The organism is Staphylococcus massiliensis CCUG 55927 (assembly GCF_000298075.1).
Taxonomy (GTDB): Bacteria; Bacillota; Bacilli; order Staphylococcales; family Staphylococcaceae; genus Staphylococcus; species Staphylococcus massiliensis.
Genome location: NZ_JH815593.1, coordinates 895,747 through 910,474 on the forward strand (window position 1 = coordinate 895,747; position 14,728 = coordinate 910,474).

Genomic DNA, 14,728 nt, shown 5'->3' on the forward strand with positions numbered 1-14,728 from the left:
TAAAAAAGTCCCTTATAACTTGATGCTTTGACATAAGTTATAAGGGAAAGTCTTAGACGTATTGGTTCATCATTCCTAAATGCTTTCCTTGAACAGCTTGCGCTCTATCATAAACATCTAGTAATTTAGCTTTTTCATTGTTCCAATTATAAATGTGCTTCGCATCATACGTATTTGACTTACATGACTCGTATAATGCTTGATCTTCAATTAAACGATTCGTAGCATCTGCTATAGCGTCAACGGAGTGTGAATCGATAGCAAGGCCTACTTGAGTCTCATTGATAACATGTTCAACCTCTGGGAACGAACATCCGACTACAGGTACATGGGCCATGATATACTCAAATAACTTATTAGAGCTTGCTGAGTAGTGATTAAAGCATACATTCTGTAGTACTTGATAACCTAAATAAGCTTCTCTAGTATAGCTTGGCAATTCTTTAAAAGGGACCTTATCGATAAAGAATATACGACTACTCTCACTTGAAGTCTTAGCTTGAGCTTTAAGAGGCTCAGTTAGCTTACCAGCACCTATAAATACAAGAACACCTTCTTTAATTTTTGGCATAGCTTTAATAAGTAATTCTAAGCCACGCCCTTTTTGTAAGCCACCTTGATATAATAAGATCTTCGTGTCCTTTTCAAGACCGAGCCGCTCATGTAAATCGACTTTAGGTCGTTTCTCAATATCGTATAGTTCAGAGTAGTTATACAAAGTGTCGGGACAAAAACCATACAGTTTTTCATTATGTTTAGCACGCGTATGATTTTCAACCATCATGATGTCGACAAAGCGTAATAAGAAGCGTTCAATTTTTTTAATTTTTTCAGGGTTATAACCTGTACGATCACTCTGAACTTCATGACTATCATAAATTAGTGGTCTTGGTTTAAGTCTTAATTTAGAACATACGATACCTTGAGGTAGCGTGTTTAAATCATTCGAATGATAAATATCTGCATTTAAACGATAACCTTTAACAATCATACGCATAATGATTGCACTGTTAACAATCATTTTTCGAAACTTACGTACCTTAATACTCGCTGCACCAGCTACTAGCACCATTAAATACGCACTAAGTAACATAAAATTGACGAAAAATAATCCTATAGCCACCGCAGTCGCTATCCCTCCAATTACAATTAGAAAACGTTTACCTTGGTCTTGATAAGTTTGTAGTAACCACGGGTAACGTTTAACACGGTGAACACGAAAACGTTCATTTACTTTTTCATATGCTTGAATCATTTTATTCTTAGGATCGTTAATCGCTATTAAATCAACGTTATATCCGTTATCACTCAATGCAGTACATTCTCGGTTAACACGTGCATCATTCGTAAAATGATTCCAAACAAACATACCTACTTTCTTCATAAAACGTCGCTCCTATCCAATTAAACCAATTTGATATAAAGTAGCTAAGACAAATAAGCCAATACTACTAACCAGTGGAATGAAAGTGGTCCATGGCACTTTATCTTCATTAATAGTTTCGATGTGCTTACTCTTTTCTCGTTGTTTTTCCATCATTTTTTCACGATAAGACGCTTTTTCATCTTTACTTAATTTCTTAAAATCATTAATGAGTTTATTATATTTATTAACTACCGGATTTACGTCTCCATACTCTAATACTTCACCATAATGAATCCATAAGGCTTTGTCGCACATTTTTCGTATTTGACCAGCAGAATGAGAAACAAAGAAGATCGTTTTGCCTTGTTCTTGCAACTTCTTCATCTGAGTTATGCATTTGTTTGAGAAGGTTTGGTCACCGACAGATAAAGCTTCATCCACTATTAAAACATCAGGATTCGTATGGATTGCAATTGAGAATCCTAAACGTGCTCTCATACCGCTTGAATAAGACTTTATAGGTTGATGAATAAAGTTTCCTAGTTCTGAGAATTTAACAATCTCATCAAATACAGCATTAATTTCTTTATCAGTCATTCCGTGCATTAAACATTTATACCTAATATTCTCTACACCTGTAAAGTCATTTTTTAAACCAGCTGAAATAGCAATGAGTGAAGTATCGCCATTAATATCTATAGTTCCAGTTGATGGTTTAACAACCTCTGCTAAAATATTTGAAAGCGTTGATTTACCAGAACCATTTAGCCCGATTATTCCCACTGACATGCCTTCTTCTACCTCAAATGATACATCATGTAGCGCATAGTAAGGTTTAGGTTTATAAAAATATCCGAATGACAAGAGAGATAAAATTTTGCTAACTTTGCTTCGGTTTAAATCATATATTTTAGAGACATTCTCAGCTTTAACTTTGTAACTCATTAGTACACCTACTTACTCGTTTAAAAATTTCTAAACGTCTTCTTCTATAAATTTAATCAACTTACTCATATTACGTTCCCAAGTAAAGTAATCATGTCTTAACGTTCTCGATTGAGTAATAGCTTGATTTAAGGCATCATGATTAGTTTTATATTCTTCTATAGCTTTAATTATATCATTTACAGAACCATTTTTAATAGCAGTACCAACCTTATAGGTATCTATTAGTTCCTTAGTAAACCCACCTAGGTTTGTAACAACAGGGGTTCCTACACTTATAGCATCCACTATTTTACCAGGCATTACATTAAGAAATACTTCCTCGTTTTGCAATATAGACAATGCTATGTGGTGATGACTTATAACTTGCATACATTTATCGCGTTTCATCGGTGACATAACTTTAATCGAACTTAGTTGATGTTTATCGATTGCTTCTCTAAATTTCGGTGCTTGTACGCCATAAACTATAGCCGTCATAGGGATATTTTTTTCATGTAGTCCTTTAGCAATATCAATTAGCTCGTCCACATTTTGGGCATACCCAATATTACCAGTATAAATAACACTAAACATAGATTTTTTTGGCTCATCCAATTGCTCTTCTTGAGTTAATGCATTGGGTAAATTAAATATCTCTTTCGATTTGTGACTTAATTTTTTAATTTCATGCTTAAATGAGTCATTATTCACAACAATTTTGTCAGCCGCTTGATACATTTTCTTCTCTAGCCATTTGAGAATAGGCATTAGTTTTCTAAATTTGAATTGCTTCAAACCTGCTACGCTATCAGGCCATAGATCTCTTATTTCTAATATGTATGTACTCTTAGACTTACCTTTAAAAAACAAAGTAGCCCAAGGTAAGAAAATATTTGGGCTTGTTACATAAATATAGTTGAACTGATGTTTGTGTTTATTCACATACTTTCTAACTCTGTACATTTGCTCTAAGTAATATAATAAACGAACAATCATACTTGTGTGTTGCTTTTCTAAAGACATTTTAAGACGAAGGATATGCTTACCTTCGTCTTTATTAAGAGTTTCATCATCAAAATAACGGTTATCATCAAATAATTCTTTAGTTGGGTAAGAAGGTTCTGTAGTTAAAACGTATGTTTCATAACCATTCAATTTAAACTGCTTGTATAAATGTTTCATTCGATTAGCCGCTGAACCAAGTTCTGGATAAAAGTTTTGAGTGATGATTAAAATTTTTTTATTCATAAATACCTACCTATTGAAAGTCTAACAAACGATCTTTGAATCGATAATGAATTAAGCTTCCTAAACACAGCATCATTAATGTAAAAGCCCAATAATATAAATGAGAACTTGGGTGCATTAATAATACTGATTTTTCTGAAACGAATGTCATTCTATATAACTCTATTAAATACGCGAAAGGATTTAGTGATGCAATTTTACCGAGAATTTTACCGTATTGTTCTCCTAAACTCCAAAATATAGGTGACATAAAGAAACCAAGTCTAATAATATTCTGAAGTACATTTTTAGTATCCTTAACTACTATAACGAGCGAACTCATCATCAGTGATATACCAAATAATAATGGAAACGCTGCTATAATAAAATATAAGAAAATCAAGTAATGCCAAAAAGGCACAAATTGATTAAATAAAGATAAAATTAGAAATAAAGCAGACATGAAAAGTAAATTAAACAACGTATTAGTAAATGAAATAGATAATAGAACTGAAGAAGGGAACTTCATTTTAGTAACTAATCCGAGATTAGATTGTATTGCCCCTGCTCCAGCATTAATACTTTGTGATATGAATAACCATGGGAATAATCCCGATATTAGATAGAAGATAAAAGGTATACCCTCAATGGCACCTTTATCCCCTCTAATACCTAAACCAAATACTAAGTAATACACGAGTACTTGAAGAAGAGGTTGAAGTATATTCCAGAAAACCCCTAAGTAATGATTCGCATATTGACTTTTCATGTTATAGACGGCAAGTTTAACAATTTGTGGGATGTGTTTAACCTGCTCTTTTAAAATAGTAATTATTGGATTCACGATAATTCCCTACAATCTTATAGAATTTACGATTTGAACTCAAATAAATTGCCAAAGTTATAGTAATCCGTTGAATCAAAGTTTGTTTTAGCTACATTTTTGGTATCAAATATTACTTTGTGTTTCATAGCTTTAAAGTCTTCATCAGTTAGTGTTTTAAATTCAGAGTGGTCACTTAAAATAAGCACTAATGACGCGTTTTCAACAGCCTTCTTAATATCTTTTTCAACAAAATCTAACTTAACATGTGGATCGTAAGCCACAATATCTAAATCTGATTCTTTACGTAACATATTATAAATATCAAATGCTGGTGATTCACGTATGTCATCTACGTCACCTTTATATGTTAGACCAAAGACAGCGATTTTATTCCCACCTAATTCAGTTAACATTTCTCTGGATTTCTCGATAACATACTCTGGCATAGAGCGGTTAATTTTTCGACCTAATTGAATAAGTGGTGAATTTTCAGGATCTTTAGCAATAATAAAATAAGGATCAACCGCTAAGCAGTGACCACCAACACCTGGTCCAGGTAAATGGATATTAACTCGAGGATGTTTATTTGCCATTTCGATGACATCAAGCACATTAATATTTAAATTATTACAAATTTTAGCAAGCTCATTAGCTAATGAAATATTTAAATCGCGGTAAGTATTCTCCATTAACTTACTCATTTCAGCTGTACGGGCATCAGTTTCAATCATTTCACCTTTAACAAACGTACTATAAACACGTTTACCCGCTTCAATACAGTTTTGAGTTATACCACCGATAATACGGTTGTTATATATGAGTTCTTCTAAGATTTTACCAGGCAACACGCGTTCTGGGCAATGAACAAGATATAAATCCTCACCAATAGTATAACCTTGTTCCTCTAGATATGGTTTAACATGATCGTCCATTGTTCTTGGCGCTATAGTTGATTCAACTATTACTGTATTCCCTTTTTCTAAGACCGGGATAATACTTTCTACAGCTGACATCACTATCGAGATATCACAAGACTCATACTCATCATCATTATTAGGAGTAGGAACTGAAATAATGAAAGCATCTGCTTTTTCAGGCTTAGTAGCTGCTTTAAACTTTCCTTTAGATAATGCTTCTTCATATGCCTCTTGTAAACCTGGCTCTTCAATATGAATTTGACCTTTATTTAAAGAATCAACTGCGTCTTGATTAATATCAACGCCTAAAACATCTACATCATAATTCGCAAACATAATTGATGTAGGTAAACCTATATAACCTAATCCTACTGTAGTTAACTTCAAGTAAAACACCTAACCTTTAAATTTATTTATATTCTTTTATAATATTATTCTAATCATTCAATTAATTTAAATAAAGCGTTAAACTGCTAAATATTTAAATGGCAGTTCATTATCTTTATATCATACTTTAGAATATAACATTATAGTATAAATTTCTAGTAATAAACCTTTAACAAAGAAATCGCGACCAACAAGATGTGGTCGCGATTATATTATTTGTTTTTAGATTTTTTGAAATTCCAATATCGCTTTTGTAGAGAGCCTAACTTTGAGTTTGATAAATTGTTGTATTTGCGTTTTAAACCTCTAAACTCTCTTGCTAATTTATTATATTTACGTTGTAAAACTTGAACTTGATTATCGTTACTACTAGGTTTATTAGGTTGTTGGATAGGTGATTGTAATTCATCAATATTAACTTTATTGATTTGTTTATTAGTCGCTCTACTAATAATTTCTTTATACAACTTGCTAGATACATCTAATATTTCTGATTCAGTATTTCGGGTTTTGTCATCAATATTTAAAATAACAACATTCTGTATGATACTAGAATTTTCTATTTTACCTTTCTTTAGAGCATGTCTTATATTTCCTGCGATATCTTGATATATGTTAAAAGCATAAACATGATTTAGAGAATCATACACCGCTTCATTTGACTCGTAAACAGAAGAAATAATATTAAATTTATGTTCGACGCTAGTATTATTATTAAATATATACTTAGCCATTTTACTATAAGTAGCTGAAAAAGAATATCCTTTAGCTATTTCAAATACGTGTTGAGCTGTTGATTCGAGTAACTTCGGTTCGTCTACAACTTTTTTCATTGTAAGATAAAATTCTTCGTCCGTATTGGCGAAGTATGGATAATCTTCACCAAAGATGCGTTCATGCATTTTTGTACGATTTAAAACTGGTGGCACGCCGAAGCTACAATATTCAAGTAATTTAGTTGAAAGTTCCAGTGAATCACTTAACGCTTCACTACGATAAGTTAGCCCTACATCACATTGTTCAACTAGCGCAAGCGTTTGATCTCTAGTTAATGCCCCCAGCCACATCACATTAGGACTATTTTGAATAAGATAACTTGCATGTGAAACGAAGTTTGGATTCTCAGGAGACTTTTTAAATTGATCCCCAGCTATATATAGCTTAACGTCGTCATCCATTTCATTGAGTTCTCTAAATTGAGTAATCATAGGAATTATATTCCACTCATGAGCAAATTTACCTGTGTAACAAAATTTATCATAGCGAGGTTTCTTTTTAAAAACGTCATTGAAGGATAAATTTTGATCCGGAATCATAGGATTTAAGTCGATAATACGATCTTTAGATAAGTCACATTGTTTATTAATGTGTTGTTTCATCTCATCTGTTTGACATAGCAAATAAGCACCTTTAGACGTGATGTAAGATAATAATGCTTTTATATTAGAATCAATTTCTTGTTTACTTGAAGTAACACCTGTTATATAAGCAAACATTGAGCTAATAGCATTACTATTATGTTCAACCATATATTCTACAACTTCGAGAGCTCGGATGAACATATGGTCATAATTACCTTGATCAAAGACTCTATCTATTAAATAAGCATATTCTTCACGCGTCATATAGTTACGTTTGAAGAAATCGAAATCTTTATTATTAACATCCTCAAAAGGGTCAATAATATTAACGTTAGGGTAAGCTTCGAGTTTTTTTAGAACAACATCTCGATTAAAAGGCACGGCTAGTAATAAGTCTACCTCAATATCTGAATCACTAGCTAAAACTTGGGTGATACTAGACATGAACACTGAGGAACCGTCTAATACATTGACATTAATAAATCCAGTAACAAGGATGCGTTTTCTTTCTCTTTGCTCCATTATAACTCACCTTCTTTATTAAACACTTTAGTTACATTACTATCTTCATAATTGGCACTTTTATCATTGCGTATAGAAACTCTAATTCTAAATGCACAATCAAATAATGATAAATTGAATTTACAAGAATTTTTGTAATCCATTGCTTTTCGTTGAAGAACTCGACCATCTTCGCTAACAACTTCAAATAAATATTTAGCATTAGTAGACTGCGATTTAACCACGATTTCGATAATATCGTCGATACGATTGTAGTTAATTCCATTGATTTTAGTATTCTGACTCTTACCCTCTTTTTTAATGAGTCCCGTTGTCATCTTCATCATATCTAGCATTTGATTTTCAAGGTCTATATAACGTGCTTTCCAGTTAATATTATCGTTCATTTCGCATCACCTTCATTTCTTTCTCAATTACAACTTCTGTACCCGCTTTTTCTCTAATAGATTTTTGTGCATTATAAGATAACTTTTCAAGTAAATTACGGTTAAAGTATAATCTTTCTATCTGATAAGCTATAGATTCTGGTGATTCAGGCTTAGCAAGTAGTCCTGAAACGTTATTTTCTACATATTCAGGTATAGCCGTAATGTCTGTAGCCACAGGTACGAGACCACTACTCATAGCTTCACACATGGAAACACCTTGAGAATCAAGCCTAGTAGGGCATAAGAATACATCAAACTCTTTGTGAAGTTTAGCTATTTCTTGTTGTTCTAGAAATGTGTTATGAAGATGAACATTGGGATGATTCTTGATTGACTTAGTTATACTCGCAAATAATTTACCCTTACCATAAATATGAAACTCGATGTCATTAAAAAACGGTTTCTTAGACAATATATTAATAGCTTTAGCTGTTTGATCATTAGCGTATTTATGTGAAGCGAATGGACGAATGGACAGTACTCTAAGTTTGTCTGAGCGTTCTGACGGTTCATAAGTAAACACATTATCGTCCACAATATTAGGTATAATTTCATAGTTAGATGGAGCATACTTCGCATCAACATCAGCAATGTGATCTTTGAACCATTGCGATACATGTATAAATGTTATGTCATATTTATCTTCTTTATAAAGATCATGCATGAAGTTTAACTGATCTACATAATGATCTTCAGCCATTTCAATTACTTTTTTTAGTTCATGAACTGATGTGAGGAAATTAAACCATCTTCTGTGCCAAGCTTCAGCTTCAAAACCGTGAATCCATACTACTAATTTAGGATCCTTTACGTTTTCCACTATTGGATAATACATTTGAGGCGTAATAAAATGAATTAAAAATGCATTGTATTCATTTCCTACTTTTTGAATGAAATCTACGTAGTTATCTGTATTTCCTAAAGTCACCTCGACGCCATCGTATGTATATTTTTCTTCTTTAGTTGCTGGCGGATGAAGATAAAATACCTCTACTTCAGCCCCCTTTTCCATATAGGCTTTAACACGTCGATGTATAAACCCATTACGATATATATTACTTTCTGAAGGGTATGCATTACATACTACTAGATATTTCTCCATTAATTTAATTACCTCCATGACATTTACACAAAAAACAGAATTTTAACATTGTGTTAAGTACATGAACATTTTAAATTAGAGAGCGACTAATTGAAAGCAAAAACTATTCTCATAAAATTTTAAATTAAAAATAAAAGATTCGTTTTAGTATTTTTTAGAATTTTATACTACCTAAGTACCTAATGTACCTCGCTTTCATCAATCTTAATAAATAAAATAATTACTTTTGTTTTTTAAATTAATTTACTTTTTATTATGTTATTATTATGTTTATAGTTAGTTATCATGTTTTAACAATAGAACCATTAACAAGGGAGATACTATGGATAAATTAAAAACTAATATAAAATCAATCGAAATACCTAATTGTGATGAGGAGTTAAGATTTAGATTTGAAAATTTAGAAACTGATGAAATTCAAACATTAAATATTAACTCTTCTGATAAACATATTGAAATAAATTTAGATAACCTTCAAACTCACTTTAATTATCGTTATTTCTTTGAAATTAATACACAAGATGGATATCAAGTATATTCTAAACCTAAACATGTATTCCCAGAATTTATTGATGAGGATACAGGAATTCATTATTCTCTTATAAAACATAACCAATCTGACAAATTACTAGTAGTATTTTCAAGTTCTACTCACAACAACCAATTCAACTATTTTAACACTCTGAAGGATTACAAAATTAACAAGTTATTTATCACTGATAATAATTCTTCGTCATCAGATACAACTTGTGCATATTATATTGGTAATGGTAATAGAAAATTTGAATCTCAAACAATTTCAATTATTGAACGCGTTCTTGAATCCTTAGCTATTTCTAAGGATAATGTATATTTATTTGGCTCAAGTAAAGGTGGATTTGCTGCTTTATACTATGTTTTTAAATACCGATTCGGAAATGCTATTTTAGGTTCCCCTACAGTTTATTTAGGTAAAATGCATAAAGATAATGAAAGAGGTCAAAATATTATCACCTATATTACTGGTAAAAGTTTGGAAGAAGGAACCAAATGGCTTGATAATGTAATAACTGATGAAATGTTAAATAGCGTCCACAAACCTAAATTGTATTACCACGTTGGAGAGAAAGAACCGAGATACACACGTCACGCTGTCCACTTTCTAAAATTAATTGACGAAACGAATCTCGCTTCTTATGAACTTGATTTAGGTGACTATTCTAATCACAGTGATGTAATTCATTTCTTTCCACCATACGCTCATGAAGTCTTAAAAAATATTGAAAGTAATTAAAAAAAGTTCGGCTTAACTCATTAAAGTTAGCCGAACTTCCTTTATTTTATAACTTGAAAGTCTTTATCTATTATATTACCTATAATTTTTAAAGTTTTTTCTTTACTCATGGGTTCATGTCCACTTTCAATATCGTTATACAACATAAAATTAATAGGTTTACTATTTATTTTGTATTTGTCCATCATTTTCATCATTGGATAAACATGATTTTTCATATCACTTTCACAAAGTCTGTTTTGCAGATAATAAACGTCTGGTGTTCGTTTAAACTTCTTGAACATTGTTGTTATAGATAAACGATCTGGATAAGTTTTTTTAAATTTATCAATAGAATCCATATCATAACACGTAGTCATTACTTTTTTTACAGCCAATTGCTTATAATTGAAAACGTAAGCTTGGGGATTGTTTACTATAGCTGAAGAAGCATTATGCATAGTCGCTAAAGCCATAGACATAAAACCTCCAGCTGAGGATCCAAAATAATATACATCTTGACCTTCATAATTTATTGAACTACATATTTTTCTTATTATTTCACTATAATCTATTAGATAATGTCTTTCTTTAGTGCCGAGTCCCCATCCTATACGAATGTTTTTGTTGTGTAAAGTACGGTCATCTATATAAATAGCACTATAAGGCATGTCATTAACCCATGATGATCGCATAAATACAGGTGGTGTCTTCTTACTAGTATTAACTGCACCATTAGAAAACACAACAATCGCTTTAGCATTTGGTTTGAGGTGAATTTTTAGATGAATATCTAATCCATCCTTTTCGACAACAACATGGTCATCATTATTATCGAGTATAGTCCCCTTGTTTAATTCCTCAAATTTTATCTTCTTCATGAAGCTCCTCCCTAAATTTAGCTATCATTTCGTCTAAATCATCGTCCTTAGGACGTTTGAAGTTATCGTACATACTGTATATTTCAAGAAAGCGCGAAATAGCTTCTTTCTTTTCTTCAGGTTTAACTTTTACTAATCTCGGTATATACCAATACATGAAGTAAAAATTAAACCTTTCATTCATATAAGTCTCCATTAATCCATTCTCTTTAAGAAAAGGTATTCGCGTTTTCTCAAGTTTTAAGTACTTGTCAAACAGAACACTTGATATCGAGTTAGTTACTGATCCAGTTACAGCAGCATAATAAATATGGATTACTTTATTAATGGCTACGAAATTTTTTATATTTAACATTAGTTCTTGGAAGAAGACAGTATCTTGGCCTGCTGCTCCGACTAAATTAACGATATTGTTGTCAATAATAATAGATTTCTTAACTATTAAAGCTTGGATACTTTGACTTCTTAGACCACTATTGATTAGGAACGATTTTGGATTACTCACATATAATTCTCCACGATTATATTTTTTTACATGTTGCGAGAATTTAAATAATCTTCTATTTTTATTATCCTCTTTAATGATATTACCTATTGCTAAATCAACATCTTTCGCCTTAATTTCGTCTAATAAATGTTTATAACCATCGCCAATCGCCTCATTATCAGGGTCTAAATACGTTACATACTCAGTAGTTGCTAATTCTACCCCTTTATTTCTCGGACGAGATGCACTACCAGAACCTGATTCAAAATCAAATCGTATTATATTAGGATAGTGTCTTGTTAATCTATTAAGAATTTGTTTAGTCCTAGGGTCGCTACTCCCATCGTTTACAAAAATGATTTCCATTTTATCAAATATTGAAGAACGTTTTAAACTTTTCATACACTTCTCTTCTAAATACTCACCGTTATTATAAATCGGGACTATCACACTTAATTCAGGTTGATAATTTGATTCGTACACGTGATGAAATAACTCAGATTCATCAAGTACATAACCTAGAGTCGAACTCATATTATTTGGACGATTGTTTTCGACGAAATTAGATTTGAACATAGTTCTAAATTTATTTTCATAATTATGAGTATAGTTATGAGCCTCTTTGTTATTGTCTTTTGTCACGTAGTCTACATTGGTATATTTAAAAGCAGATAACAAATCTTCTAAGTAGTATTCTTCATAGAAATTACTTTCATCAAAGTAGGTTACAAAATCATAATCGGTAATATTATAATTTTTTTGTTTTAATGAAAAATCTGCTTTTACATTTAGTTGCCTATCAAATGACTCTCTTATAGAAGGATGATTGCTTTCACCTACGACTAATATTTTAGGCTCCCTTTGAACGGCTTCCATGTTTAAAGTTTCTAAGATTTGATCAACTCTGTGATACGTTGTATTATTACGCATTACATTTCTTATACTTTTAGCACGAAGCGAATTGAGATAATCTTCATCATAGTTAGACATTATATTAACTACATCTTCTCTATCATTAACGATAAATACATTTGGGAATTGATTATTTACCCCTACTGAGTAATTGGAAAGTAATAAGTTACCAAACGCTTGTAATTCAAAAACTCGATTAGCAAACATCGATGAAGAATATTTAACCGAATTAACATTTATAGCGAAACGATATAACTTATGTAATTTCATAAGTTTCTCATGAGGTACAGGTGTCGTTAAATACGGTATAAAATCTTGCGGATAATTATACCTACTATCTCTCAATTCTAGATTACGATCAATTATGGTCAGTTCTTTATTTACATCTAAAACGCCATTTATAATACGCTTAAGATCATTATTACGGTGCGGGTATCTCTTCATCCAACTACCAGCAAATAATACCTCATCATCGAATTTTTTTGTAATATCGCTTCTTGTGCCCACAGGATTATGGTAGTGAGGATTTGCACCAAATTGTAATACATAAACTTTGTCATTATTACAGAATGATTTATAATCATCAATCTTTTCCTCACAAGATGTGAATATTACATCACATTCTTTAGCAATATCCTTAAACTTACTATAGTTCACTGGGTCTTCCTTAGAATAGAAAACAACTGGTATATTAGCATTACGAAATTCATTTATTTTGTCGTATAATACCTGTCTTTTATCGCTTTGAGGTCCAGCAACACCAGTCCAAGATCTATCTATACCTCTCCATGTAGAAGCTATAATAACTAAATCAAAGTTTTTATTAAGTTTATCATCATAGCTAATATACTCTAAGTCACATACATCCTTAAATGAATTGAATAAAAATGTATCAGCAACCATCCCAATTTTGACAGAAGATTTTTTAAATACGGCTGAACCATTGCTTGACGGTAATTTATCTAAATATGGTTCATGCTTGCTTAGAAAGTCAAGTTTGCTTTCTTCTTCAACACGTTGGTAGTAGTAACCAATGTCATCCTCTTTAGCTACTACATCTAAAAGTTCAATAGAATGATTGTAATGATTATCTAAATTCTTAAGTATATAATCATATTTATCAGCTTTAGTTTGACGATTAAAGTCTTTTACATTAAGAGAATGCGTAGCTTGCTTAGTCACTATTTACGCCCCGCTTTCTTCTTTCTAAAATTCCAATAAGCTACTTGAAGTCTACCTAATTTAGAATTTCTAAGATTATAATATAGCTTTTCAAAATCCTTACTGTAGTTACGTTTACTACCTCGCTCACCTGAAATGAGTTCTTTATTCTCTTTAATAAGTTCTTTGATAACTTTTTTAGATTTTTTACGTTCTTGGTTATAAGTTCCAGTTAAATGAAGCGCGATAAGATTTTCTTTATTGAACTTTTTAATGTCAAAAACCTTTGAAGAAACCATTACATTATTAAAATTATGGTTAGGAAGCCAAATTCTTTTTCCATCATGTTTAAATTGCGATACTTTTAGCTTAGGGAAATGATAGGTCATGAGTAATTCATCGTTGGTAGTTAAATCAACTCTGTTCTCATATTTACTGTCTGAATAAAAGTTATTTTTATGTTGAGATATGTCAACCTCTTTCATGATTTTAACTCCATGATCTAAATCATCTGGATTAAAAAATCCTATTAACTTTTCTTTTAAAAATAAAGCTTCGTATACTTCATCATCTAATATAGTAAAACCCTTAGAAATAAATGCTTTATTAGGGTTTAATGTGTTTCTCTTCTTTTTAAGCTTCGAGTTAATAAGAGGAAACTCGAAATCATCATTAATGAATTTTACCGGTTCATTGACCTTTTGAAATAATAAAGGCGCCTTATTAGTTTGAATCCAACCTAACAACATTTTTTCATTAGAGATGAGATAGTAATCTAAATTATCAACCTTTTGATAATCTACTATCGAGAATATTCCAGTGTATTTATTATCTTCTTCCTTAGCTTCAACAGCCGATTCAAGAGACTCATATACATCCACGTCTAATTCATCATATAAAATTACTTGCATTCCTATTTTAAATTGGTAATTTAAATCTTCTAAAAGTAACACTTAAAATCGCTCCTTTATT

The 14,728-nt window shown here is 31.3% G+C and carries 12 protein-coding genes; 1 reads left to right on the forward strand and 11 read right to left on the reverse strand.

Annotated elements, in window-relative coordinates:
• Positions 1-52: 52 nt before the first annotated feature.
• From A33S_RS0104655 to A33S_RS0104690, 8 genes are all read right to left on the reverse strand, one after another.
• A complete protein-coding gene (locus tag A33S_RS0104655; RefSeq protein WP_009383696.1) occupies positions 53-1,384 on the reverse strand; it encodes a glycosyltransferase in 1,332 nt (443 codons plus the stop codon).
• 12 nt (positions 1,385-1,396) lie between these two features.
• Complete coding sequence (locus tag A33S_RS0104660; RefSeq protein WP_009383698.1) at positions 1,397-2,311, reverse strand: ABC transporter ATP-binding protein; 915 nt, start codon at positions 2,309-2,311, stop codon at positions 1,397-1,399.
• A 30-nt stretch (positions 2,312-2,341) separates the two neighbouring features.
• The gene (locus A33S_RS0104665; protein ID WP_009383701.1) at positions 2,342-3,541 is read right to left on the reverse strand and encodes a glycosyltransferase family 4 protein; all 1,200 of its coding nucleotides are present in this window, start codon (positions 3,539-3,541) and stop codon (positions 2,342-2,344) included.
• A 10-nt stretch (positions 3,542-3,551) separates the two neighbouring features.
• A complete protein-coding gene (locus A33S_RS0104670) occupies positions 3,552-4,364 on the reverse strand; it encodes an ABC transporter permease (RefSeq protein WP_009383704.1) in 813 nt (270 codons plus the stop codon).
• Positions 4,365-4,390: 26 nt separating this feature from the next.
• The gene (locus A33S_RS0104675; protein ID WP_017176613.1) at positions 4,391-5,650 is read right to left on the reverse strand and encodes a nucleotide sugar dehydrogenase; all 1,260 of its coding nucleotides are present in this window, start codon (positions 5,648-5,650) and stop codon (positions 4,391-4,393) included.
• Between the two features lie 212 nt (positions 5,651-5,862).
• Positions 5,863-7,533, reverse strand: a complete 1,671-nt coding sequence (locus tag A33S_RS0104680) for a glycosyltransferase (RefSeq protein WP_009383708.1) — start codon at positions 7,531-7,533, stop codon at positions 5,863-5,865.
• The gene (locus A33S_RS0104685) at positions 7,533-7,919 is read right to left on the reverse strand and encodes a hypothetical protein (RefSeq protein ID WP_009383709.1); all 387 of its coding nucleotides are present in this window, start codon (positions 7,917-7,919) and stop codon (positions 7,533-7,535) included. The genes A33S_RS0104680 and A33S_RS0104685 overlap by 1 nt, the downstream gene beginning before the upstream one ends.
• Entirely contained in the window at positions 7,909-9,063 is a 1,155-nt protein-coding gene (locus A33S_RS0104690) for a glycosyltransferase family 4 protein (protein ID WP_009383710.1), read from the reverse strand. Before A33S_RS0104690 ends, A33S_RS0104685 begins: the two co-directional genes overlap by 11 nt.
• A 322-nt stretch (positions 9,064-9,385) precedes the next feature.
• Between A33S_RS0104690 and A33S_RS0104695 the strand changes: the two genes are divergently transcribed.
• Entirely contained in the window at positions 9,386-10,336 is a 951-nt protein-coding gene (locus tag A33S_RS0104695; RefSeq protein WP_009383711.1) for an accessory Sec system protein Asp2, read from the forward strand.
• 41 nt (positions 10,337-10,377) lie between these two features.
• Here A33S_RS0104695 and A33S_RS0104700 read toward each other — a convergent pair whose 3' ends face one another.
• The 3 genes from A33S_RS0104700 to A33S_RS0104710 are packed head-to-tail and all read right to left on the reverse strand — an operon-like array spanning position 10,378 to position 14,709.
• Positions 10,378-11,196, reverse strand: coding sequence for a hypothetical protein (locus tag A33S_RS0104700; protein ID WP_009383712.1), 819 nt, complete (start codon positions 11,194-11,196; stop codon positions 10,378-10,380).
• Positions 11,177-13,777, reverse strand: coding sequence for a glycosyltransferase (locus A33S_RS0104705; protein ID WP_009383713.1), 2,601 nt, complete (start codon positions 13,775-13,777; stop codon positions 11,177-11,179). The genes A33S_RS0104700 and A33S_RS0104705 overlap by 20 nt, the downstream gene beginning before the upstream one ends.
• A complete protein-coding gene (locus A33S_RS0104710; RefSeq protein WP_009383714.1) occupies positions 13,777-14,709 on the reverse strand; it encodes a hypothetical protein in 933 nt (310 codons plus the stop codon). The genes A33S_RS0104705 and A33S_RS0104710 overlap by 1 nt, the downstream gene beginning before the upstream one ends.
• Positions 14,710-14,728: the final 19 nt, after the last annotated feature.

Excerpts from the sequence above, each read along its gene's own strand:
- A33S_RS0104655 (WP_009383696.1), bottom strand. The coding sequence starts at position 1,384 with ATGAAGAAAGTAGGTATGTTTGTTTGGAATCATTTTACGAATGATGCA.
- A33S_RS0104660 (WP_009383698.1), bottom strand. The coding sequence starts at position 2,311 with ATGAGTTACAAAGTTAAAGCTGAGAATGTCTCTAAAATATATGATTTA.
- A33S_RS0104665 (WP_009383701.1), bottom strand. The coding sequence starts at position 3,541 with ATGAATAAAAAAATTTTAATCATCACTCAAAACTTTTATCCAGAACTT.
- A33S_RS0104680 (WP_009383708.1), bottom strand. The coding sequence starts at position 7,533 with ATGGAGCAAAGAGAAAGAAAACGCATCCTTGTTACTGGATTTATTAAT.
- A33S_RS0104685 (WP_009383709.1), bottom strand. The coding sequence starts at position 7,919 with ATGAACGATAATATTAACTGGAAAGCACGTTATATAGACCTTGAAAAT.
- A33S_RS0104690 (WP_009383710.1), bottom strand. The coding sequence starts at position 9,063 with ATGGAGAAATATCTAGTAGTATGTAATGCATACCCTTCAGAAAGTAAT.
- A33S_RS0104695 (WP_009383711.1), top strand. The coding sequence starts at position 9,386 with ATGGATAAATTAAAAACTAATATAAAATCAATCGAAATACCTAATTGT.
- A33S_RS0104700 (WP_009383712.1), bottom strand. The coding sequence starts at position 11,196 with ATGAAGAAGATAAAATTTGAGGAATTAAACAAGGGGACTATACTCGAT.